General features: G+C 68.9%; 23 protein-coding genes. 15 read left to right on the top strand and 8 right to left on the bottom strand.

The window, feature by feature from the left end:
* Complete coding sequence (ppk2, locus tag LL946_RS17730; protein WP_404383050.1) at window positions 1–813, top strand: polyphosphate kinase 2; 813 nt, start codon at window positions 1–3, stop codon at window positions 811–813.
* A gap of 51 nt (window positions 814–864) precedes the next feature.
* Here the strand turns inward: ppk2 and LL946_RS17725 are convergent, their stop codons facing one another.
* The 3 genes from LL946_RS17725 to LL946_RS17715 are packed head-to-tail and all read right to left on the bottom strand — an operon-like array spanning window position 865 to window position 3,006.
* Window positions 865–1,380 (bottom strand): DsrE/DsrF/DrsH-like family protein, encoded by a 516-nt coding sequence (locus LL946_RS17725; RefSeq protein ID WP_404383048.1) that lies wholly within the window; start codon window positions 1,378–1,380, stop codon window positions 865–867.
* Between the two features lie 40 nt (window positions 1,381–1,420).
* Window positions 1,421–1,735: a TusE/DsrC/DsvC family sulfur relay protein gene (locus tag LL946_RS17720; RefSeq protein ID WP_404383046.1), complete on the bottom strand. Its 315-nt coding sequence runs from the start codon at window positions 1,733–1,735 to the stop codon at window positions 1,421–1,423.
* A gap of 5 nt (window positions 1,736–1,740) precedes the next feature.
* Window positions 1,741–3,006, bottom strand: a complete 1,266-nt coding sequence (locus LL946_RS17715) for an NAD(P)/FAD-dependent oxidoreductase (protein WP_404383044.1) — start codon at window positions 3,004–3,006, stop codon at window positions 1,741–1,743.
* A gap of 143 nt (window positions 3,007–3,149) precedes the next feature.
* On the opposite strand from LL946_RS17715, the gene LL946_RS17710 reads away from it, so the two are divergent.
* A complete protein-coding gene (locus tag LL946_RS17710; RefSeq protein WP_404383042.1) occupies window positions 3,150–4,748 on the top strand; it encodes an alkaline phosphatase D family protein in 1,599 nt (532 codons plus the stop codon).
* 5 nt (window positions 4,749–4,753) lie between these two features.
* Here LL946_RS17710 and LL946_RS17705 read toward each other — a convergent pair whose 3' ends face one another.
* Complete coding sequence (locus tag LL946_RS17705; protein ID WP_404383040.1) at window positions 4,754–6,847, bottom strand: hypothetical protein; 2,094 nt, start codon at window positions 6,845–6,847, stop codon at window positions 4,754–4,756.
* 113 nt (window positions 6,848–6,960) lie between these two features.
* Between LL946_RS17705 and LL946_RS17700 the strand changes: the two genes are divergently transcribed.
* From LL946_RS17700 to LL946_RS17645, 12 genes are all read left to right on the top strand, one after another.
* Window positions 6,961–8,139 carry a mandelate racemase/muconate lactonizing enzyme family protein gene (locus LL946_RS17700; protein ID WP_404383038.1) on the top strand — a complete coding sequence of 393 codons (1,179 nt, stop codon included), beginning with the start codon at window positions 6,961–6,963 and terminating at the stop codon, window positions 8,137–8,139.
* Complete coding sequence (locus LL946_RS17695; RefSeq protein WP_404383036.1) at window positions 8,136–9,002, top strand: SMP-30/gluconolactonase/LRE family protein; 867 nt, start codon at window positions 8,136–8,138, stop codon at window positions 9,000–9,002. Before LL946_RS17700 ends, LL946_RS17695 begins: the two co-directional genes overlap by 4 nt.
* A gap of 7 nt (window positions 9,003–9,009) precedes the next feature.
* A complete protein-coding gene (locus LL946_RS17690; RefSeq protein WP_404383034.1) occupies window positions 9,010–9,480 on the top strand; it encodes a nuclear transport factor 2 family protein in 471 nt (156 codons plus the stop codon).
* A 67-nt stretch (window positions 9,481–9,547) separates the two neighbouring features.
* The gene (locus LL946_RS17685; RefSeq protein ID WP_404383032.1) at window positions 9,548–10,903 is read left to right on the top strand and encodes an ABC transporter substrate-binding protein; all 1,356 of its coding nucleotides are present in this window, start codon (window positions 9,548–9,550) and stop codon (window positions 10,901–10,903) included.
* A gap of 77 nt (window positions 10,904–10,980) precedes the next feature.
* A complete protein-coding gene (locus LL946_RS17680; protein ID WP_404383030.1) occupies window positions 10,981–11,877 on the top strand; it encodes a carbohydrate ABC transporter permease in 897 nt (298 codons plus the stop codon).
* Window positions 11,874–12,719: a carbohydrate ABC transporter permease gene (locus tag LL946_RS17675; protein ID WP_404383028.1), complete on the top strand. Its 846-nt coding sequence runs from the start codon at window positions 11,874–11,876 to the stop codon at window positions 12,717–12,719. Before LL946_RS17680 ends, LL946_RS17675 begins: the two co-directional genes overlap by 4 nt.
* Window positions 12,716–13,465: a sulfite exporter TauE/SafE family protein gene (locus LL946_RS17670; RefSeq protein WP_404383026.1), complete on the top strand. Its 750-nt coding sequence runs from the start codon at window positions 12,716–12,718 to the stop codon at window positions 13,463–13,465. The genes LL946_RS17675 and LL946_RS17670 overlap by 4 nt, the downstream gene beginning before the upstream one ends.
* Window positions 13,456–14,376 carry a dihydrodipicolinate synthase family protein gene (locus LL946_RS17665; RefSeq protein ID WP_404383024.1) on the top strand — a complete coding sequence of 307 codons (921 nt, stop codon included), beginning with the start codon at window positions 13,456–13,458 and terminating at the stop codon, window positions 14,374–14,376. The genes LL946_RS17670 and LL946_RS17665 overlap by 10 nt, the downstream gene beginning before the upstream one ends.
* A 79-nt stretch (window positions 14,377–14,455) precedes the next feature.
* Window positions 14,456–15,184 carry a GntR family transcriptional regulator gene (locus LL946_RS17660; protein WP_404383022.1) on the top strand — a complete coding sequence of 243 codons (729 nt, stop codon included), beginning with the start codon at window positions 14,456–14,458 and terminating at the stop codon, window positions 15,182–15,184.
* A gap of 7 nt (window positions 15,185–15,191) precedes the next feature.
* A complete protein-coding gene (locus LL946_RS17655; RefSeq protein ID WP_404383020.1) occupies window positions 15,192–15,977 on the top strand; it encodes an SDR family NAD(P)-dependent oxidoreductase in 786 nt (261 codons plus the stop codon).
* On the top strand, window positions 15,974–16,648 hold the full coding sequence (locus tag LL946_RS17650) for an SDR family NAD(P)-dependent oxidoreductase (RefSeq protein ID WP_404383018.1): 675 nt from the start codon (window positions 15,974–15,976) through the stop codon (window positions 16,646–16,648). Before LL946_RS17655 ends, LL946_RS17650 begins: the two co-directional genes overlap by 4 nt.
* 57 nt (window positions 16,649–16,705) lie before the next feature.
* A complete protein-coding gene (locus LL946_RS17645; protein WP_404383016.1) occupies window positions 16,706–17,566 on the top strand; it encodes a fumarylacetoacetate hydrolase family protein in 861 nt (286 codons plus the stop codon).
* A 25-nt stretch (window positions 17,567–17,591) separates the two neighbouring features.
* On the opposite strand, the gene LL946_RS17640 is transcribed toward LL946_RS17645, so the two are convergent.
* From LL946_RS17640 to LL946_RS17625, 4 genes are all read right to left on the bottom strand, one after another.
* Window positions 17,592–17,882 (bottom strand): hypothetical protein, encoded by a 291-nt coding sequence (locus LL946_RS17640; RefSeq protein WP_404383014.1) that lies wholly within the window; start codon window positions 17,880–17,882, stop codon window positions 17,592–17,594.
* Window positions 17,883–18,086: 204 nt separating this feature from the next.
* The gene (locus LL946_RS17635) at window positions 18,087–19,739 is read right to left on the bottom strand and encodes a M28 family metallopeptidase (RefSeq protein ID WP_404383012.1); all 1,653 of its coding nucleotides are present in this window, start codon (window positions 19,737–19,739) and stop codon (window positions 18,087–18,089) included.
* Between the two features lie 143 nt (window positions 19,740–19,882).
* Window positions 19,883–20,368, bottom strand: coding sequence for a hypothetical protein (locus LL946_RS17630; protein WP_404383010.1), 486 nt, complete (start codon window positions 20,366–20,368; stop codon window positions 19,883–19,885).
* A gap of 78 nt (window positions 20,369–20,446) precedes the next feature.
* Window positions 20,447–20,884, bottom strand: coding sequence for a hypothetical protein (locus LL946_RS17625; RefSeq protein ID WP_404383008.1), 438 nt, complete (start codon window positions 20,882–20,884; stop codon window positions 20,447–20,449).
* A gap of 116 nt (window positions 20,885–21,000) precedes the next feature.
* Between LL946_RS17625 and LL946_RS17620 the strand changes: the two genes are divergently transcribed.
* Complete coding sequence (locus tag LL946_RS17620) at window positions 21,001–22,707, top strand: formate--tetrahydrofolate ligase (RefSeq protein WP_404383006.1); 1,707 nt, start codon at window positions 21,001–21,003, stop codon at window positions 22,705–22,707.

The raw sequence follows: 22,707 nt of genomic DNA, 5'->3' as shown, positions 1-22,707 counted from the left end.
ATGGGAAAGGCCGCGGGACCCGACGGGCCCCTGAGGAAGGGCGTCTACGAGGCCGAGCTGTTCCGCCTCCAGGCGGAGCTGGTGACGCTGCAGGAGTGGGTCAAGGCCGAGAAGCAGCGCGTCGTCGTGGTCTTCGAGGGTCGTGACGCAGCCGGCAAGGGCGGGACGATCCAGCGGATCGCCGAGTACCTCAGTCCCCGCAACACCCGCATCGTGGCCCTCCCGAAGCCCACCGAGCGCGAGCAGACCCAGTGGTACTTCCAGCGCTACGTCGAGCACCTGCCCGCGGCCGGCGAGATCGCGCTGTTCGACCGCTCCTGGTACAACCGCGCCGGGGTGGAGCGCGTCATGGGCTTCTGCACCCCGAACGAGTACCGACGGTTCCTGCACCAGTGCCCGATCTTCGAGCGGCTGCTCGTCGAGGACGGCATCATCCTGCGCAAGTACTGGTTCTCGGTGAGCGACGCCGAGCAGCAGCGCAGGTTCAGGTCGCGGCTCGACGACCCGATGCGGCAGTGGAAGCTGTCGCCGATGGACCTCGAGTCGATCACCCGCTGGGAGGACTACTCGCGCTCCAAGGACGAGATGATGGTCCACACCGACATCCCCGAGGCGCCCTGGTTCGTCGTCGAGTCCGACTCCAAGAAGCGGGCGCGCCTCAACATGATGGCGCACCTGCTGTCGACGATCCCCTACGTCGAGGTGCCGCTGCCGACCCTGTCGCTGCCGGAGCGCCCCGAGCCGCGGGGCTACGAGCGCCCGCCGCGCGAGCACACGACGTACGTGCCGGACCACAGCGCCACCCTGGGCTGAGGGGTGTCCGGGCCGGCTGCCACGTTGCGGCCTCCCCGGTCCGGCGGCCGCTCAGATGAAGAGCAGCTGCGCCCCTTCGGTCTTCTCGATGAAGTCGCTGGCGCTGATGATGCCCTCGACCTCGTCGTAGAGGTCCTCCTCGCTGAGGTGGTTCATGTCCGCCGACATCCGGCAGGCCCACAGGTGGCCACCCGAGGCGACGATCTGCTCGAGGAACTCGGGCACCTCCGGGACGTCGAGGTCGGCGATCGACTTCTTGAGCTTGGACGTGGCCATGTGCGTGATTCCGGGGATCCCACCGAGGCCCTGGGGCATGTGGGTCGCCGTGTTGCCGAGCGGGGTGAACTTGAGGTCGGCCATCGTCTTCTTGTTGATCATGTCGAAGCCCCAGAACGTGAAGAACATGTGCGTCTCCACGCCTTCGCCCAGCGCCGCGTTGGCGAGGATCAGGCCGGGGTAGGCCATGTCGAGGCTCCCCTTGGAGCAGATGATGGCCAGCTTGCGGCCCTCGCTCGCCGGGCTGTCGAAGGTCGGGACGATGGCTGGTGCCGTGTCGGTGGTGGTCATGGCGAGGCTGCCTTTCGGGTGGGTGGTGTGGGGACCGCGCTCAGACGCAGCCGTGCGGCTTCGGGAGACCGGCGACGTAGGCCATCTTCTTGGCGGGCTTCTGGGGAAAGAGCCGGAACAGGTCCTTGATGGGTATGCCGCCCGCCACCGTGACGCGTCGCAGGGTCGGGGTCTCGCCGTGGGTCGCGTAGTCGTCGCGCAGGAAGCGGATCGCCTTCCAGTGCTCGTCGCCGAGCTCGAGCCCGATCTGGGTAGCCAGGGCCTTGCCCAGGGACTCGTCCCACTCCGCGGGCTCGGTGAGGAAGCCTTCCTCGTTGACGTGCACCGGGCGGTTGTCGATCGTGGTGACGGGCATCGTGCTCACTCCTTGGCTGCTGTTTTGGGTGGGGTGTCGGCCGGTGCGACCTTGCCGGCCATGGACATGAGGGCGGGAAGGGGGAGCGGCCGTCCGGGGAGCAGGACGTTCCAGTAGACCCAGCGGAAGGCGAGCTTGCCGAGGTGGTTGGCGCGGGTCTCCTTGAGCAGACCCAGGGGGCCGACCACCGGCAGTGGGTAGCGACCGGTCAGGGGCTGGGTGTCGTAGTTGAAGTCGATGAGCAGGCCCTTGCCGTCGCCGGACTCGACGAAGCAGTTGGCGTGGCCGTCGAACGCCCCCGTCATCGGCTTGCCCTCGATGAGCTCGAGGAAGTTGTCGACGAAGACCTCGACGGAGAAGTGCGCGACGGAGCCGGCCTTGGATGCGGGGATGTTCGAGGCGTCTCCGAGGGCGAACACGTTGTCGTGCGCGGTGGACTGGAGGGTGCCCTTGTCCACCGGGACGTAGTTGAGCTCGTCGCCCAACCCCGACCGCTGGACGAAGTCCGCGCCCATGTTGAGCGGGATCGTCACGAGCAGGTCGAACGGGATCTCACGCTCGTCGTAGGAGACGATCGACTTCCGGTCGTTGTCGACGCGCTCGATCATGAAGTCGGGCTCGAGGAGGATCTTGCGTTCCTCGAGCATGGCGCCGAGGTGCTGGGCCGCGATCGGTTGGGTGAACGCCTCCGACAGCGGGGTGACGTAGACGAGCTCGACGCGGTCGCGAACGCCGCGCTTCCTCAGCCAGGAGTCCGCGAGGAAGACGAACTCGAGGGGAGCGACGGGGCACTTGATCGGCATCTCGGTGATGTGGACGACGAGGCGCCCGTGGTCGAACGCCGGTAGGGCGTCGCCCAGTGCACGCGCTCCTTCGAAGGTGTAGAAGTCGAACACGCTCCGGCGCCACTGCTCGCCGAGCATCCCGGGCGTCTGGTCGGGCCGTGGCGTCGTCCCGGTGGCGATGACGAGGTAGTCGTACGACAGGGTCCGCCCGTCCTCGAGGTGCACGGTGTTGTCGTCAGCGGCCACCCGCTCGACCTCGCCGAGGACGAGCTCGACGCCGTCGGGGATGAACGCGTGACGCTTCCGCACGACCTGCTCCTGGGAGTAGGTCCCGAAGGGGAGGAAGAGGTAGCCGGGTTGGTAGCGGTGCTCGTCGTCACGGTCGACGACGGTGATCTCCCACTCCGTGGGCGGGAGTCGCCGTCTCAGCTTGTTGACGATCATCGTGCCGGCCGTGCCTGCTCCGAGGACCAGTAGACGTCTCATGTGGGTGCTCCTCCTTGTTCGCCTGCACTGCCGACGCTAGGAGCAGGGGACGGGCCCGGACAGGGCTCTTGGTCCCTACCGTTCACGACGCGTTCACGGCGCAGCGATGGCGAGATCGTCACAACATTCCTACGATCGAACGCATGAGTGACAGGTGGGAAGCGGAGTCGTCAGCAGTCCTCGCACACGAGATCCGCCGCCGCGGGTTCCTCGTCGGGTCCGCAGGGCTGGCGGTGGTGGCGGCGTTCGACGCGGCCCATCCGGACCGGGCCCACGCGACCGTGGCGAGGGGAGTGAGCGGTCCCGAGGATCCCTTCACCCTCGGTATCGCCTCGGGTGACCCGCTGCCGGACGCAGTGGTCATCTGGACGCGCCTCGCGCCGAGTCCGTACGAGGTCGATGGCGGGCTTCGGCCGATCGCCCATCCGGTGCAGTGGGTCGTGGCGGAGGACCCGCAGATGGCGCGGGTGGTTCGTCGTGGGACGGCACTGGCCCATCCCGAGCACGCCCACAGCGTGCACGTCGACGTCCGGGGTCTGGAGCCGAACCGCGAATACTGGTACCAGTTCCGGAGCGGGAAGTACCTGAGTGTGGTGGGCCGCACGAAGACCGCACCGGCGCCGGGTTCGCGACTGGACTCGCTCAACCTCGTGGTGGCGTCGTGCCAGTCGTGGGGCGCCGGGTGGTACCACGTCTGGAAGGACGCCGCCTCCGAGCCGGCCGACCTCGTCTACTTCGCGGGTGACTACATCTACGAGTACCCGATCGACTCGACCTCCGTTCGAGCGCCGCAGACACCGGTGCTCCCCGAGGACTATGCCCGCCAGACGGACACGCTGGACCGTTTCAGGCAGCAGTACGGCCTCTACAAGACCGACCCCGACCTCCAGGAGGCACACCGCGTCTCACCGTGGATGGTCACGTGGGACGACCACGAGGTCGTCAACGACTACGACGCGATGGATCCCGCACTGTTCCAGCTGCGCGCCAACGGCTACCGCGCGTTCTGGGAGCACATGCCGTTGCGTCCTCCCCAGGCACCGCGTGGCCATCGCGCGGTCATGCACCGGCGCCTCACCTACGGCGACCTCGTGCGCTTCCACGTCCTCGACACCCGGCAGTTCCGCACCACCCAGTTCCCCGGTGGTGCGATCGGCGACATCTCCGAGCGTCGGGACCCCGCCCGCCAGATGCTCGGCGTCGAGCAGGAAGCCTGGCTCCTCGACGGGCTCGGCTCCGGCGGCACGACGTGGGACGCCCTCGCCAACACGGTGCTGTTCAGCCGCCTCGACAGCGACGAGACGGAGGGCGAGCGTTTCTCGACCGGGCAGTGGGACGCCTACCAGGCCGCACAGCAACGGGTCATCGACACCGTCATCGACAAGGACGTCGACGGCTTCGTCGTCCTCACCGGTGACATCCACCGGAACTACCACCTCAACGTGCTGGCCGATTTCGACGATCCCGCCTCGCGGCCGGTCGGCGTGGAGTTCGCCGGGTCGTCGGTCTCCAGCGGCCGCGACGGCGGCCAGACCGACGCGGGGCTCGAGCTGCGCAAGCGCGCCAATCCGCACCTCGTCAGCGCCGACCTCTGGCGCGGCTACCTGCGCTGCCGCATCAGCCACGAGAAGTGGGTGACCGAGGTCCGCGCCATTGACCGGATCAGCACCCCGACGTACACGGCGCGGACCAGCCAGACGCTGGTCACGCTCCCGGGAGCGCCCGGCATACAGGTGTCCTGAGAGGGCTAGACGAACTCGAGGAGGCGCAGGCCGTCGGGTTCGACGACTCCGGAGAACCTCCCGTCGTTCCAGCCCTCTCGCGTCGCACCGTCGAGGTCCACGACCGTGGGCGAACCGGTCACGGGCCTGCCTCCCCAGACGCGGGGGTCGACGGCCATGCTCGCCTCCACCGCGTCGTCCGTGGCGTTCAGCACGACCACGAGCACGCGCTCACCCCACGAGTACGCCCGGGCATGGCAGCCGACGGCCGTGAGGCCCTCGACGTGGCGGTACTGGCCCTCGCAGAAGTAGCCGAGGAAGCGCCGCCGCAGGGCGGACAGCTGACGCAGGGTGCGATCCAGGTCGGGGCAGTCGGCGAGCCGGTAGCTGTTCATCTGTCCGGGCATGACGTTGATGAGCCCCCCGTCGGCGAAGGCCAGCAGGGCGCCCCGCGGGTGCTCGTTGACGTTGGCGTTGAGACGCACCTGCGGGAAGACGTAGCGGAAGGGTGCGTCCTCGTCGAGGTCGGCGCTGTTGCGCCACTCCCACGTGTAGTCGAGCATCGGCACCTTCTGCTCGGTCATCATCTCGCCGGAGAAGGTGCCTCGCGGGTTCCTGCTCCGGACGAGGTCGTGGATGGCACGACCGACGTCGAGGAGGCGGTCGCCCTCCTCGTCCGGGGCGCCATCGGCGCTCGGGTTGTAGCTCGGCTCGAACCACGACCAGAACTGGTCCCAGCAGGTGGACGTGGCCCCGAGGTCGAGGATGCGCTCGTGCTCGGCGAGGATCGCCTCCCGCAGACCGGGGGAGAGCAGGGAACCTCGCATCATGGCGTGGGTCCCCATGAAGGGGATGTGGAACCTGGGGAGGAAGTCGCGGCCGTAGGTCCAGTCGTCCTGCACCGGTTGCCCGGCCGCGTTGAGGTGCCGCCACTCGTCCGGAGTCTCGTCGGTGTCGCGGAGGAGATGGTGGCTGACGAACATCGAGACCGGGACGCCGAGCTCCGTGCAGCGCGCCAGCGCCGCGCGCAGGTCGTCCTCGGTGCCCAGACGGGGGTTGAGGATGACCGGCAGTCCGTTCTTCTCCCACCAGTGCCACACACAGAGCTCGGCGAGGCCGAGCTCCACGTCGGCCACCTCCTCGGCGTACTCGGGCAGCACGTCGATCGTGAAGTTCGGTGGCGCGTGCCGGATGGCCGGCCACACCGTCCGGATGCCCAGCGCCTCACGGATGTGCTGCGGCGCGTTGTAGGGGTAGGCCTGCGCCGCGAACTCCTGGAAGGCGCGGGCTCCGGCATACCAGTCGCCCTGGTGCAGGAGCAGAACGAAGTCCCCGCTCTCCCACGACTCGCCCGGACCGATCGTCGGGAAGTGCAGCCAGCGCAGGTCCACCTCGTCACGCGTACGGTCAGGGCGCTCGACGAGAAGGCCTTGGGCGGCATACCGGGGGTCTCGCGAGTACATCGTGAGCCCGCCCCGGGAGTCGCCGTAGTCGAACCACTTCATCGAGAACTCGAAGGCGCCGTAGCCGAAGTAGCGCTGCAGGGGGGTCTCGAGGAAGGACGCGTCGTCGGGCCGCATCGAGAGCTGGCGCAACGGCCACACCGTGCCCCGGCTCAGCCGCAGCCGGGTCTCGTCGGACCCGGTGAGGGAGATGCGCGGGGGGTGCCCGGCAGCGCTCGCACGCAGACCCACGCGGGCGTCGTCGCTGCCCGGCACCGCTCCCAGGCCGAGGAGCTGCGGGAAGGCCACCTGCGGTATCGGGAGGTCGCTCCCATTGTGGACCCGGGCCCTCACCACGAGTCCCTCGTCGGCAGATCGGAGCTCGATCTCGACACGCACGGCAGCCGTCACGTGCTCCGAGGACAGCTCGGTGTGGACGAGGCGAAGGCCGTCAGGCAGGCGTTCCACCCGGGGGGCGCCGTGGACTCCGGCCTCGAGGTAGTGCGACCCGTAACCCTCCACGGGCAGGGCCACCCTGAGCAGACCCGCCCCCGAGGGGCGCTCGACGAGCTGACGTCCGTCCTCACCGAGCCGCGCGCTGACCAGCGCCCCCGTCCCCGGGTGGACGCCGATGCGGCCTCCACGGATGTCGAGCCATTCCACGGGACCGTCGGACACGGTGCACTCCTCATCGTCGCAGGGTCATGCCAGGGGCTGGCGGGTGAAAGGTTATAACGTTATGTTCTGACGGTCGCATCATGCCCCACACCCAACGAGGAGGTCACCACTCGATGAGGATCACCAAGGTCAGCGCGTATGCCGTCAAGTCCCGGACTGCCTACGCCATGTCCGGCGCGGTGCGACCGGGGGAGCAGCTTCCGGGAACCGACTACCGCCGGTTCGCCCCGCATCGCCAGCTGTACTCGGACCGGTCCGAGGCGGCACTGGTCCGCGTGGAAACCGACGAGGGGCTCGTCGGATGGGGCGAGGCGCAGGCGCCGATCGGCCCCGAGGTGGTGCTCACCGCCGTCGAGAAGGTCCTCGGGCCGACCGTGCTCGGCTTGGACCCGTGTGCCACCACCGCTCGGTACCTCGACATGTACGAGACACTCCGGGTCCGGGGCCAGATCGGCGGCTTCCAGCAGGACGCCATCGCCGCGATCGACACGGCCCTCTGGGACGTGCGCGGGCAGGCGTGCGGACTGTCGGTGGCCGAGCTCCTTGGTGGGCGGCTGCGTGACACGCTGCCGGTCTATGTCACCGGGCTGCGTGAGAAGTCTCCGGACGGGCGACGGGCTGAGGCGGCGGACTGGGCGGCCCGAGGGTTCGGCGTCAAGCCGTGCATGGGGTTCGACGCGAGGGCCGACGGGGCGGAGGTCGTGGGTCTGCGCGAGGCCATGGGGGACGACGCCTTCTTGGCCGTGGACGGGATGTGGGGCTACTCCCTCCCGCAGGCGCGCTCCCTGGGTCGGGTGCTCGAACGAGCCGGAGTGGCCTTCTTCGAGTCCCCGATCGCTCCCGAGGACGTCGAGGGTCACCGCGTCCTCACCTCGGTCCTCGACATCCCGGTCGCGGTCGGTGAGCCGTTGCGGACGCGGCACCAGTTCCTCCCGTGGTTGACCGGGCGCGCCATGGACATCGCGCAGCCCGACCTCATGCGCAACGGTGTCGGTGAGACCGTCGCCATCGCGACCTTGGCCGCGGCCCACCACATCCCCGTGGCCCTGCACACGGGCGTGGTGACGGTCGTCGGCATGGCCGCCTCGTGGCAGGTCGCCGCAGCCCTGCCCAACTTCGCGGTGCAGGAGTTCCAGCCGGTCATGCTCGAGACCTTCAACCCGCTGGTGGACCAGCCACTCACGGTGGCCGACGGTGTCGCCCACGTGCCCACCGGACCGGGCCTGGGGATCGACGTGGACACCGAGCGTGTCGAGCGGATGTCGACGTCCCGCGTGGAGCTCGGCCTGTGACGGTGGAGGTGTCGCGTCCGGACTGGGCCGAGCTGCCGTTCGGAGACCACGTCCTGGCCGAAGGGCCGCGGTGGGACCCCCGCCGCCGCCGGCTCTCGTGGGTCGACATCCTGTCAGGAACGGTGAGCTGGTCGACGTGGCATCACGACGGTTGGGGCGCGGCCACGCGTCACCGGGTGGGGCGGATGCCCACGGCCGCGGAGCCGCTGCCCGACCGGGACGGCTGGGCCATCGCCGTGGACGGCGCCATCCGGGTGCTCGATGCGGACGGCGGCCTGGGACCGGCCGTCCCCGTGTCTCCGGACTTCCCGGAGGTGCGGACGAACGACATGATCGCAGCGCCCGGTGGCCGTCTCGTCGTCGGGCTCTTGACCGAGGACCGGGTCTCCGCACGAGGGGGGCTCGTGTCGGTGGAACTGGGCAGCGGACGCACGACAGTCCTGGCTGACGGCTACATCGCGGCCAACGGCCTCGCCGTCGCTGCGGACGAGCAGACTTTGTATGCCGTCGACACCGGCCGCGGGACGATCTCACGCCACGCCCTCGACGGGGGAGGAGAGAGCGCGGTCGTGGTCAGCCACACGGGCCCCGGCGTGTTCGACGGCATCGTCCTCGGCCCGGAGGGTGACCTGTGGGTCGCCGTCTGGGGTGCGGGTGAGGTCCATCGCTACTCGACCAAGGGGGTGCTGCAACAGGTGCTGCGCACGCCTGTTGCCCAGCCGTCGGCTTTGGCCCTCGTCGACGTGGGTGGGCTTCCACGACTGGTGCTGACCACGGCGCGGGCGGACCAGACGCCGAAGCGCCGGCTCACACCCGACGCCGAGGGCCGCCTCTACTGGGCCACACTCCCCGAAGGCCGCTGAGGGTCCCGTGGACGACCTCGAACGCCTGGTGGCCGAACGTGAATGCGCACGGCTCACCCACCGCTACTGCCGTTTCGCAGACTTCGGCCAGGCCTCGCGACTGGCGGATCTGTTCACCGAGGACGGGGTGTTCTCGCTGCCCGGGCGCGTCCTCACAGGGCGCTCCGAGATCGCGACGACCTTCGCCGAGCGCGAGGCGCTGCACGACCTCAGGACGGCGCACCTGTGCTCGACAATCGACGTGGAGGTCCTCGATCGGCACGCGGCACGCGGCTGGGTCTACCTGTCCCTGCACCGGCGCTGGCGCGAGGCGGGGTCGTCGGGTCCGGCGCGAAGCTCGCTCCCTGCGGTGGTCGCGGCCTACGAGGACGAGTACTCGGTGGTGGCTGGGGCGTGGCTCATCGCGTCCAGGACGCAGCACGTCCTCTTCGAGGACCCTGACGACCCCGGCTGGAACAGACCCTCTGCGGGTCGTTGACAGCGGGTTCACAAACGATATAACGTTCCAACGTTTCCAGCAACGACGCTGAGCGAGAGGCCCCACCATGACTGACCCCGCACTCGACCGCAGAACGTTCTTCAAGGGTGCCGGCCTCGCCGGTGCCTTCATCGCCTCCCCGACGCTGCTCGCCTCGTGCGCCAACGACGGCGGCGAGGCTTCCGCGGGGGGTGCCAAGCAGTTGAAGTTCTGGTGGAACCCGTCCGTGGAGTCCGCCGACCAGATGACCGCGTGGATGAACGGCGTGATCAAGGAGTTCGCGGCGGCGAACAAGAACACGTCGGTCGAGTCGACGACCCAGCCGTCGGAGCAGCTTGCGAGCAACTTCCGCACCGCGTGCCAGTCGAAGTCCGGCCCCGACCTCCAGCATCAGTACTCGGGCCCATACACGATGCAGTTCGTCTGGGAGAAGTGCCTCGCCCCGCTCGACGGGGCGATCGACCCCGAGGAGCTCAAGCACGTCCTGCCTCCGGCAGCACTGGACATCTACAAGTTCAAGGACAAGACGTGGGCGCTGCCTTGGTACAACGCGCCGATCCCGCTGATGTACAACAAAGCGCTGTTCAAGAAGGCCGGACTCGACCCCGAGAAGCCGCCAGCCACGATGGACGAGATGATCGTGGCCGCCCAGGCGCTGCGCAAGATCGGCGTCACGCCGTGGGGCTACGGCGTCAAGAACCTCACCGGCATCGGCAACTTCTCCGGCATGTTCAACACCCAGAACATGAACGACGCCAGGGAGATCCTGCCCGTCGTCATGGGCGAGGAGAAGTACACCGACCCCAAGTTCTCGGAGTGGCTCATCTGGGTCAAGGAGATGATCGACGCCAAGGTCTTCAACCCCGACGTCACGTCGCTGGAGTACGCCGACGCGATGAACATGTTCCTCGCCGGCAAGTGCGCCTTCGCCATCACGAGCAGCCTGACCAAGTTCCACGCCGCCCTCGGCGACGATCTCGGTGTCATGGCGCCGCCGAAGCGGGGAAGCGGTTCGCTGGCCGGACGGGTCCACTTCAACTCGCACCCGCTCTTCATCACGAGCTTCTCCGAGCAGAAGGAGCTCGCCGCCAAGTTCCTTGCCTTCCTCCACCGTCCGGAGTCGCTGACCGGCATGTACAAGGCCACCGGCTTCTTCCCGGCCGACGACCGGTTCGACAGCTCGCAGATGAACTCGGAGCAGGACAAGAAGCTGTGGGAGCTGCAGAGCAACCAGTCCACGATCGGCTACCAGAACTTCTGGCCGTCGAAGATGGACCGCGAGAACAGCTTCCTGGCAGTGCAGTCCGTCTTCTCCGGGGCGGACCCCAAGAAGGCTGCCGCCGACGTCGAGAAGCGTCTCGGCTCGTGGCGGAGCTCGTCGGCCAACGAGCTCAAGAACTTCCGCGACTGGTCGGGAAGCTGAGCCGCACCACAGTCCCCGCCCCGGCCGGTGAACGGCTCGGGGGGCAGGACGACCCGACCACACGAGGGGACCTCACCGTGCGAACCGCCCCCCGCTCCGAACCGTCCCGCAGGACCCGACAGCGTGATGCCGGGCCGGCGCTGCTCTTCATGCTGCCGGCCGCCTTGTTCATGGCCTTCGTGTTCTTCTACCCGATCGGCTCGGTCGTGTGGACGAGCTTCCAGGACCCCTTCACCGAGGAGTTCGCCGGCCTCGCGAACTACCGGGCGCTGTTCAACGACTCGATCTTCCACGCTGCCGTCATCAACAACCTCAAGCTCTTCGTCGTGCTGCCCTTCCTCGTGGTGACCTCCCTCCTCATCGCGCAGGTCCTGCACGACCAGATCCGAGGGTGGCGGATCTACCGGGCGATCATCTTCATGCCCTACGTCGTGCCGGTGGTGGTGGCCGCGATGGTCTTCGGCCAGATCCTTCAGCGGTACGGGCTGGTCAACAGCATGCTCGAGGCGGTGGGTCTGGGCGGACTGGCCCAGAACTGGCTCGGGGACCCGAAGACGGCGGTGTGGTCACTCGCCGGTGTGGTCCAGTGGCGAGAGCTCGCGTTCGGGGTGATCCTCTTCCTCGCCCGCATGACCCAGCTGCCGGTGGACCTCTACGACGCGGCCAGGGTGGACGGGGCGAACTGGCTCCAACGCCTCCGGCACGTGACCGTGCCGCAGATGGCGACCATGATCGCGTTCTACACGGGGATCATCGTCGTCGCGCTCTTCAACTGGGTCTTCAACTACGTCTTCGTCCTGACCAAGGGCGGTCCTGGTACGAGCACCTACGTCATGGAGTACTACATCTACAGCCGGGCCTTCATCTACGGCGACTTCGGGAACGCCGCGGCGCTGTCGACACTCATGCTCGCGGCGATCCTCGCCTTCATGGTCGTCTTCCTCACCTGGCTCCACCGAAGGGGGACGCTGTGAGTGTCAGCATCGGTCATGACCGGCGCGACCTGCTCGGCGCCGTCACCAAGCACGGAGCCGTTCTCCTCGTCACGCTCTCGGCCCTCGTCCCTCTCTACTTCATGATCTCGACCTCCTTCAAGACCGAGGTCCAGTACGCGCAGAGCCAGCTCACCCCGCCCCTGTCGCCGACCCTGCTCAACTACGAGCAGATCCTCGGGAACCCGATGTTCCTCACGTGGATCCGCAACAGCTTCGTCCTCACGGTCGTCTCGGTGACGGTCGGCATCGCCATCTCCTCGCTCGCGGCGTACGCCTTGGCCTGCATGGACTTCGCGGGGCGGCACCTCGCGTTCATCGCGTTCGTGGCGATGCTCGGAGCCCCCGCCGTGACGATCGCCATCCCACTCTTTCGCGTCATGGTGGAGACCAAGCTCATCAACACCCTGCCGGGCGCGGTGATCGCCTACGTCGGGCTGATGATCCCGTACACGACGTACTTCCTCACCGGCTTCTTCCGGCGCCTCCCGGTGTCGCTTTTCGAGGCCGCCCAGCTCGACGGCGCGAGCCACCTCACGATCTTCCGGAAGATCGCGCTACCGCTCTCCAGGCCCGGGGTGATCACCCTCGCGATCGTCAACACGCTGTGGGTCTGGAACGAGCTGCTCATCGCGATCATCTTCCTGCAGCGCAACGAGATGCGAACCCTCATGACCGGGCTCACCCTGTTCCAGGGGGAGTTCAGCAGCAACATCCCCGCGATCATGGCGGGCCTGACCATCGCCGCCCTGCCGATGTTCGTTCTCTACATCTCCGGGGTCCGCTACTTCCTCTCGGGCTTCATGGCCGGGTCTGACAAATGAGCTGGGTGCTACCGGTGGTGATCGTCTTCCTCGCCGGCATCCTCACCGGGCTCACCGGCTTCGGCTTCAGCGTCCTGTCGGTCCCCCTGCTGCTCCTCCTCTTCACGCCCCACGAGGTCGTTGTCATCGCTCTCGGCCTCGTGCCGGTGACCAGTGCGGTACTCCTCCTCTCACCGGGCTTGCGCGGCCGCATCCGCCTGCGCACGGTCGCGACCCTCACCGGCTTCTCGGTCCTCGGGCTCCCCGTCGGAATCGTGCTCTTCGAGTACTTCGACCCGCTGTGGGTCACCGGTCTCACCGGCATCGTGCTCGTCGGGTATGCCGTGTACGGGCTCAAAGGGTCACGCACGCTGGCTATCAGGCGCCGGTGGGTGGCACCGAGCGGGGTGCTGGGCGGAATCCTGGCCACCAGCACCGGTCTGAGTGGTCCGGCCGTGGCGATGTACGTCCACGGGCGGAGGGTCTCCCCCCGGGAGCAGGCGGCGACGATGGCGGCCTACGTCGGGGCGATCAGCGTCCTCGGACTGGGCCTGCTGACGCTGCGCGGGGCGGTGTCGCTCCAGGACCTCCAACCCGTGGCCAAGCTCGCGGCGGGCGCCGTCGCGGGCACGGTGGTGGGCCGCTGGTGGGCCACCCGCCAGCACGCGACGATCGACCGGCTGACGCTCGTGGCACTTGGGTTCATGGGGCTGTTGACGTTGGCACGATCAGTGATCACATGGATGGAGAACGGCTCATGGGTATGACACACGCAACCGAGGACGACACGACCAACACGAGGCTGCGGGGGGTGCTGCCCATCCCGGTGACGACCTTCGGGGGCGACGGGTCCCTCGACCTCGACGGCCTCCGCTCCCAGGTGGAGTTCTCCCTCGGCCACGGCGCGCACGGGATCGTGTACCCCGGGGTCGTCAGCGAGTTCTACACACTCACGGACGCCGAACGCATGCAGGCGGTGGAGACCGTCTGCGAAGCGGTGGACCACCGTGTGCCCGTCGCGGTCGGCGTCACCGGCGCCAGCACGGCCAGTGCCGTGATGTTCGCCGAGCACGCCGCAGCACTCGACGTCGCGGCCGTGATGACCATGGTTCCGTACGTGCAGCACTTCTTCGGACCCTCGGCCGACTTCGTGCGCGAGCACACCGCCCGGGTCGCCGCGGTCGGGGTGCCCGTGATCATGCAGAACGCTCGCGTCGGGTTCCCGCTCGGCGCAGCCGCTCTCGCGGATGTCGTCGCGGCCGTGCCCGGGGTGCGCTACGTCAAGGAGGAGAGCAACCCACCCACCCAGGGCATGTCGCGCGTCATCGAGGCCCTCGGCGACCGCATCGACGGCGTCTTCGGTGGGGTCGGCGGCGTCTATCTGGTCAACGAGCTCGAGCGCGGCGCTGTGGGGACCATGCCCTCCCCGGCGTTCGTCGACCGGGTGGTCGCGGCCTATGCGGCCTACGTGGCGGAGGGCGCCGACGCTGCTCAGGAGGCGATCGACGTCATGGGCTCGCTCTTCACCCGTGAGGTCCTCTACAACGTGGCCTTCCACAAGGAGGTCCTCTGCCGGCGAGGCGTCATCTCACACCCGACGGTGCGGATCGCCAGCCCAGCCCTGGACAAGGTCGACCTCGAGGATCTCGACCGCATGATGGCGCGAGCAGGCCTGTGAGCCCGAAGCCGGAAAGGTGGGGCAGGTGCCGACGGTAGCGTGGGCGCCCGGCACCGGGCCGGAACATGCAGGAGACGACATGAACGCACGGCAGGGTGAGCGCCCCATGCACGCAGTGGTGCGTGCCGAGCTGCACCAGAGCATCCGGGAGGGTCGCTTCCGGCCCGGTGACCAAGTGCCGACGGAACCCCAGCTCATGGAGCGTTTCGGGGTGAGTCGTACGACAGTGCGGCGTGCACTGCGTGACCTGGAGACCCAGGGCCTTATCGTGCGACAGCCCGGGCGGGGAAGCTTCGTCGCTCAGCCGCAGGTGGAGCCGCGTCTCGACCGGCTGACCGGGTTCGTCGAGGACATGGAAGCTCTGGGCCTCCACGCGAGCGCGAGCGTTGAACTCATCGAGACCGTGCCGGCGCCGGAGCGGGCCGCAGATGCCCTGCGGTGCGAACCGGGGGAATCGGTCGTCCACATCGAACGGGTCCGATTGGCGAACGAGACCCCGCTCAGCTTCGACGACAGCTACTTCGTCGCCGACCTGGGCCAGCGCGTCGCGCGCGAGAACCTGCGCGACGAGCCCTTCTACAGCATCCTCGAGGAGAAGTACGGCGTGGCACTGGCCGGTGCCGACTACGTCGTCCGGGCCACGGTGGCCGACGAGCGCGTGGCGGATCATCTCCAGATCGCGCCTGGCGACCCGGTCCTCCTCATGGAGCGGACGTCGTGCATCCGGCCCGACCGGGCGCCGGTGCTCTTCGAGTACCTCCACTTCGCGGCGGCCAGGGTGAGCTACCGCCTGTCGCTGGACCGGTGATGTGCAGGTGAGCAACGCGTTCAGCCGCAGGGCCGTGGTGGTCGGGTCGTCCTCGGCCATCGGGCTGGCCGTCGTGGCCAGGCTTCAGGCCCGGGGAGATGACGTCATCGGCGTCAGTCTGACCCCCTCCGACGAGCTCTGCGTCCATCTTGTCGCCGACTGTGCGGTCCCGGGCGAGGTGGACTCGGTGTTCGCCGAGATCGCCCACCGCTTCGACGGGCGCATCGACGTGCTGGTCCTCGCCGCAGCGCTCAACCCGCGAGCCCGCATCGAGGACCAGACCGACGACATGTGGCGCACGGCTATGGGCGCGACGCTCGACAGCGCCTTCTTCAGCGCTCGTGCTTCGTTGCCGCACATGGCTTCGGGGGGAGCCATCGTGGCGGTCTCCTCCGTCATGGCCAGCCACGTGTCACCGGGAGTGGCCGGCTACGTCGCGGCAAAAGGTGGACTTGAGTCCCTCGTGCGAGTTCTGGCCCTCGAGAACGGTTCTCGCGGCATCCGCGCCAATGCCGTGGCTCCCGGCCTCATCGGTGGTGAGCAGCTGGAACGCGCTACGGACGGCTACGCCCTTCGACGCACCGGTTCACCGGACGAGGTCGCGGCGGTGGTCGACTTCCTGGCCTCGCCCGACGCGTCCTTCGTCACCGGGACGGTCGTCACTGTCGACGGCGGTCTCTCCGCCGCCCAGTCCGGTGCTTGGCTGAGACCGGACCTGCGTGCCCTCCTGGAACCCGTGAACGGCTCACGACCCGCCCGCGACGCAGGGCGTCCGACAGAAGGGGTGTCATGAGACGAGCTGTCGTCACCGGCGGGATGAGTGGGCTTGGCGCGGCGTGCGCCGAGCGCCTCGAGCGTGACGGGCTGGAGGTTGTCCGGGTCGATCTGGTCGCGGGAGCCGACCGCGTGGTGGACGTCTCGGACGAGGTGTCCGTCGCTCGGATGGCCCGGGAGGTCGGGGAGGTGAACGTCCTCGTCAACAGCGCTGGTGTGGTGGGTCCCAACGTCCCCTTGTGGGAGGTTGCGTCGAGCGAGTGGCGACGCACGTTCGAGGTCAACGTCGACGGGGTCTTCACCATGTGCCGCGCCTTCGTGCCGGGCATGGCGGAGCGGGGCTGGGGCCGCGTCGTCAACATGTCCTCGATGGCAGGCAAGGACGGCAACCCCAACCTCAGCGCCTACTCGGCGTCCAAGGCGGCCGTCATCGCGATGACCAAGTCACTCGGAAAGGAGCTGGCCGAGACCGGCGTCATCGTCAATGCCGTCGCCCCTGCCGTCTTCGAGACCCCGATGAACGCCGCCACGGCCCCCGAGGTCCTGGAACGGCTGACGTCGTTGATCCCCATGAAGCGGCTCGGGCGTCCCGAGGAACTCGCGGCTCTCGTGTCATGGCTCGCCTCCGACGAGTGCAGCTTCTCCACCGGAGCCGTCTATGACATCAGCGGCGGCCGCGCGACGTACTGAGGCCGACCGGCCACGTAGACCCAGGACCCGCCACACATCCCAGGAGGACGAGAGACAGTGCGACTTCTTCGTATCGGACCACAGGGCGGGGAGCGCCCGGCAGTGCTCGTTGGCGAGACGGCATACGTCGATCTCTCGGACGTCGTCCGCGATTTTGACGCCGACTTCTTCGGCAACGGCGGGTTCGACCGGGTCCGGGGGGTGGTCGAGGGCCGAGTCGCGTCGGGAGAGGTGCACGAGCTCGACGGGATCCGCGTAGGAGCGCCCGTCGCACGTCCTCATCAGATTCTCTGCATTGGTCTCAACTACCGTGACCACGCGGCCGAGACCGGCCAAGCCGTTCCGGACGAGCCGATCGTCTTCACGAAGTCGCCGAACACGATGGTCGGACCGCACGACGACGTCCTCATCCCACGAGGCTCACGCAAGACCGACTGGGAGGTCGAACTCGCCGTCGTCATCGGCCGGCGCGCCAGCTACCTCGACAGCCCCGAGGCCGCTTCGGAGATCATCGCGGGGTACTGCGTGTCCAACGACGTGAGCGAGCGGGCCTTCCAGCTGGAGCGCGGCGGGCAGTGGTCCAAGGGGAAGTCGGCCGCGACGTTCAACCCCACCGGCCCGTGGCTGGTGACGCCTGACGAGATCCCGGACGTGAACGACCTGGGGATGTGGCTCGACGTCAACGGAACCCGGCGACAGAGGGGGTCGACGGCCACCATGGTCTTCGACCCGCTGACGATCGTCCACTACCTGTCGCAGTTCTTCGTGCTCGAGCCTGGGGACCTCATCAACACCGGGACACCGCCGGGAGTAGGGATGGGGTTCGATCCCCAGGTGTTCCTGGCGCCGGGGGACGTCATGGAGCTCGGGATCGACGGCCTGGGCTCCCAGAGACAAGTCGTGCGCGCCCACCCGTGAGGGGCGCGCCGCCACCTCGTCGTGATCAGCGGGAGCGGCCGCGGCGCCTGGCCGACCCGGATCCCGCGCGAGCCGAGGACCCGAACGCGATCGAGACGCCGAACATGAAGCCGAAGTCGTACCAGCCTCCGGAGTTGGCCACCTCGTAGATCCCCACGTCGTCACGGAACAGCGACACGAGGAACGTGATCGGGCTGATCGCCCCGTGCCACAGGCCGAGCCAGAAGCCCGGTTGGCCGGACGCGGTCCCGGCGCTCTCGTTGCCCGTGGCCGCGCAGGCGCCGAGGACCAGCAGCACCCCCACCGCGAGGGCCACCGTCCGGATGGGACGTCGTCTCGGTCTCATTGCATCCACCTCCGATGCCAGTGCACCCGAGGGGCACCACGGCGGGGAGAGGCGAAGGTCCCCGTTGTCGGGACGCCGTGCGAGGGCTGCGGCGCGACCTGCAGCCGACGAGGAGGGAGGCCCCCGCCGCGAGGGGGTCGCGTCGGGGGCCTCCGTCGTGGTGGCCGGGGTTGCTCACCCGGCGTGCTGGTGGGCCAGGCCTCCGATCTCGTCGGCGAAGGTGCCCTCGGGGCCGGCCGGAGCCGGGAGGGTGAACGCCGGACCGGGGACCTTCTTGCCCGGCACGCCGTTCACGGTCTCCGTCGAGTACGCGAAGGTGAGCATCGCGAAGGCGATGAGGTCGCTGTTGACTTCGAGTGCGTGCATGTTGTTGTTCTCGAACGTGTCACACGCCTCGTGGTAGCACGGGTCGTACGCCTCGCCGGCCGTGCCGCCCCAGATCGCCTCCTGCTCGGGGGACTTGAGGCCTTCGGCGCCGGTGAAGAGCCCGCTGGACGGGATCCCGGCGAGGATGAACGCCTCGTAGTCGCTGCGGCCCGAGAACTCCGTGTCCTCGTACGGCTCACCGACCTTGGTGTAGTACGACTCGTAGACGTCCTCGATCGCCGCGGATCCGGCCGGGACCGGGACGGGAGCCTCGAACGTCGACTCGTCGGCGTCGTAGACCATGAAGATGTAGTTGGGCGAGCCCACCATGTCGTAGTTCATGTAGAGCGCGATGCGGTCACGCTCCGCCGCGGACAGCCCGTTGACGTAGTCGGCCGACCCGACGAGGCCCTGCTCCTCGGCGGCCCACCAGGCGAACCTGATCGTGTTCTCGGGATTGAGGTTCGCCATCATCAGCGCAGTCTCGAGGAGGGCAGCGGAGCCGGAGCCGTTGTCGTTGATCCCGGGGCCTTCGATGACGCTGTCGAGGTGGGCGCCGGCCATGACCACGTTGTCGGTGTTCTTGCCCGGCAGCTCGGCGATCACGTTGTAGTCGTTGCGTGTCTCGGCCGGGAGGACCTGCACGTATGCCGTGGAGCCCGGTCGCGCCAGCAACACACCGTCCGCGAAGCTCGCCCCCACGACGGGGATGTCGTGGGTGATCGGGTCGGGGAGCGCGGTGCCGGGGTTGTTGGGGTCGTCGAGGCTGGTGGCGTCAGCGACGATGAGGCCCGAGCGGTCGGGGGTGTTGCCCTGGTTCATGATGATGACGGCCTCGGCACCGGCCAGGCCGGCGAAGTACGCCTTGGTGCCGAAGAAGCACGTCCCTCGCTGGATCAGGGCGATGTCCATGTCCCCGCTCCAGTCGATGCCGGCGAAGTCGGCTGCCTCGCAGCCACTGGTCGAGGGCCCCGGCTGGTTGAGGTTCACGTCGACCGGAATGACCTGACCATCGACGGTCCCCGAGCCGCTGCCGGTGAAGACGCCGGTCTCGTACGCGGCCTCCGGCGCCGGTGTGAGCTGGCGCAGGACGGCCGGGAAGTTGAAGGTGACGTCGACCGGGTCGAGCGTGACCTGGTAGCCGGCATCGCGCAGCAGACCGGCGACGTAGTCGACGCTCTGGTCGTAACCGACGGTTCCCGCCGCACGGGTGCCCGGGTAGACGGGGTCGTCGCTGTTGTCGGCGATCTTCTGCAGCTCGGCCTGGTGGGCGCGCACGCCCTCGACGGTCACGCACTCGAGGAGCTTCTGATAGGTGTTGTTGCTGCGGTCGACGCACGACGGTGACGGCGATGGGGCCGCGGTCGCGGCGTGTGGCGACAACGCTCCCGCAAGGGCGGCCACGGCGGCGACGGCCGTGAGCCGCAGGGTGCGGGTCCGCGCTCGATGAGGTTCGGTCATGATCATCCACTCCGTTGTGTGGGCAGCCGGGTGCCGGCTGTGATCCGCCTCACGCTAGGACAGGGTGGGTCGCCCTGCCATAGCCCGTCGGGGGGCACGTCCGGACCACGGGGGTGGGGACGGGGTCCCGAATGCGCCCGCCGTCAGATGCTGAATCCGCCTTCGGCACGTCCCTGGACGATGTCGTAGTGCCGCACGGTGTCGAAGCCCGACCGGTAGTCGGAGTCCTCGTCGGTGGGCGGAGGCGGATCGTTGCCGTCCCAGTCGTCGTAGCCCTCGAGCAGACCTGCTCGCGCGCCCGCGTCGCCCACCGCGAGCGCGAGGTGTTGGAGGACGTCGGCGGGCAGGTGGCTGATCACCGCTCCGGCCCGTCTGCGTTCGCCCATGACGGTGAGGCGGGAGACCTCGTCGACGTGCTCGGGGGTGAGCCGGGCGCCGGACATGAGCTCGCTCTGAATGGTGGTGAGGACGGCCTGGCGGTCCTCGGCCGCGAGCGTGGCCAACCCGGACCGGTGGACGTCCTTGAGCGGCTCGATGGGGGCGGTTCGCAGCAGGTAGCGGTACCGGCGGGCAGCGGGTGACTCCTCCTCGCTGACCGGCTCGTCGTGCGGGCGCCGACGGGGCCACATACCGAAGAGGCTAGACCCGTGACCGCGCGGCGGGAGACGCTTCCGCGGAACTCGAGCAGGCCCCTGACCGACTGCGGTTCAGCGCCGGGCGGCCAAGCCGACCACCGTGGCACCGACGACCATGAAGACCGGCTGGAGGGGGTGGAAACCCATCCACGCCCACTCGACCGCCTCGAACGCGACGAGTCCCGCTCCCGCGAGCAGGGACAGCTCTCGGCTGTGCCGCCGGCGCTGCAGCACCGAGGTGCCTGCCACCAGGTGGCCGACCCCGACGAACCCGCCCAGAGCCAGGCCCGGGAGCCACCAGTCGTCGAAGGGGCTGCCCTGCAGGAACTCCGCCGTCAGGCCAAGGGGAGTGCCGTCGGGGTCGAGGGCCATGACCCCGCCACACACCAGCGCGGTGGAGCCCGTGGCGAGCAGCAGTCCCGAGAGCACGCGCCTGCGCCAGGAGCCGACGTGCTCGTCCGCGCGGCGGACTGGTGCTCGAGTCTGCGGAGGTCGGGCGAGCGTTCCCATGGGTCCAGCGTGCATCGCTGCCGGAGACCGCCACAGAGTCCTACGTCCCGGGCGCCAAGCGGGATGGGGGCCCTTTGTCCCGTGACGTGGCGGCCACTCAGGAGGACCGTGGTGCCATGACCACCGTCGCTCCTCCCTCAGACCTGGCCATCGCCCGGGCCGCCCACCTCGAGCCGATCGAAGCCGTGGCCGAGGCCGCCGGAATACCGCTGGACCGGCTGGAGCCGTACGGACGCCACGTCGCCAAGATCCACCTGGGGGCCGAGCAGGACCTCGCCGACCGGCCTCGGGCCCGCTACGTCGTCATCACCGCCATCACCCCGACACCCCTGGGTGAGGGCAAGACGACCACCGCGGTCGGCCTCGCCCAGGGTCTGGCGCAGCTCGGCCACCGGGCGACACTGGCGCTGCGCCAGCCGTCGATGGGACCCACGTTCGGGATCAAGGGCGGCGCGGCCGGCGCCGGGTTCAGCCAGGTGCTCCCCATGGAGACGCTGAACCTGCACCTCACCGGCGACTTCCACGCCGTCACCGCCGCGCACAACCTGCTCTCGGCGATGCTCGACAACCACCTGCACCACGGCAACGAGCTCGACATCGACCCGCGCAACATCTCGTGGCGCCGAGTCCTCGACGTCAACGACCGGGCGCTGCGCGGCATCGTCGAGGGACTGGGTGCCCGCATCGACGGTGTGCCGAGGCAGTCCGGCTTCGACATCACGGCGGCGAGCGAGGTCATGGTCGTGCTCGCGCTCGCGTCGTCGCTGGCCGACCTGCGCGCCCGGCTGGGCAGGATCGTCGTCGGGTTCACGACGGCCGGGCGACCGGTGACCGCCGAGGACCTGCACGCGGCAGGGGCCATGGCGGTCATCCTCAAGGACGCCCTCATGCCCAACCTGCTCCAGACCACGGAGAACACGCCCGTCCTCGTGCACACCGGACCGTTCGGCAACATCGCGACCGGCAACTCCTCCGTCATCGCCGACCGGATCGGCATCCACACCGGCGACTACCTCCTCACCGAGGCCGGCTTCGGCTCGGACATGGGAGCCGAACGGTTCTTCAACCTCAAGTGCCGGGTCGCGGGCCTGGCGCCTGACGCCGCTGTCCTCGTCGCCACCGTGCGCTCGCTCAAGGCCCACTCCGGGCAGTTCAAGGTGGTGGCCGGACGTCCTCTGCCACCGGAGATGCTCCTCGAGGACCCCGACGCGGTCCGGGCCGGTGCCGCGAACCTGCGTCGGCACATCGAGATCGTCAGGTCGTTCGGTATCCCTCCCGTCGTCGCCGTCAACGCCTTCCCGACCGACCACGAGTCGGAGCTCGCGGTCATCGAGGAGGTGGCCCGGCAGCTCGGGGCACGGGTCGCGGTCTCCACTCACGTGCTCGACGGGGGCAAGGGCGCGACGGACCTCGCCACCGTCGTCGCGCAGGCCTGTGAGGACCCGCACGAGCTGCGTCACACGTACGAGCTCGACGCACCCCTGCGCGACAAGATCGAGGCCGTCGCCACCAAGGTCTACGGGGCCGACGGTGTCGACTTCTCTGACGTCGCCGCCAAGGACCTCGCTCGGTTCGAGGTGCTGGGCTACGGCGAGTTCCCCGTGGTCATCGCCAAGACGCACCTGTCGATCTCGTCGGACCCGACGCTGCGCGGAGACCCTCGAGGGTGGCGGTTGCCGGTGCGTGAGGTGCGGGTCGCCGCGGGGGCCGGCTACGTCTACGCGGTCAGCGGTGAGATGCGCACCATGCCCGGGCTGCCCAAGCACCCGGCGGCGGCCTCCATCGACCTCGACCCCGACGGCAACGTCGTCGGGCTGTTCTGA

It is taken from the genome of Knoellia locipacati (genome assembly GCF_044791685.1).
GTDB lineage: Bacteria > Actinomycetota > Actinomycetes > Actinomycetales > Dermatophilaceae > Knoellia > Knoellia locipacati_A.
This window is presented reverse-complemented; position numbering and strand designations above follow the sequence as displayed.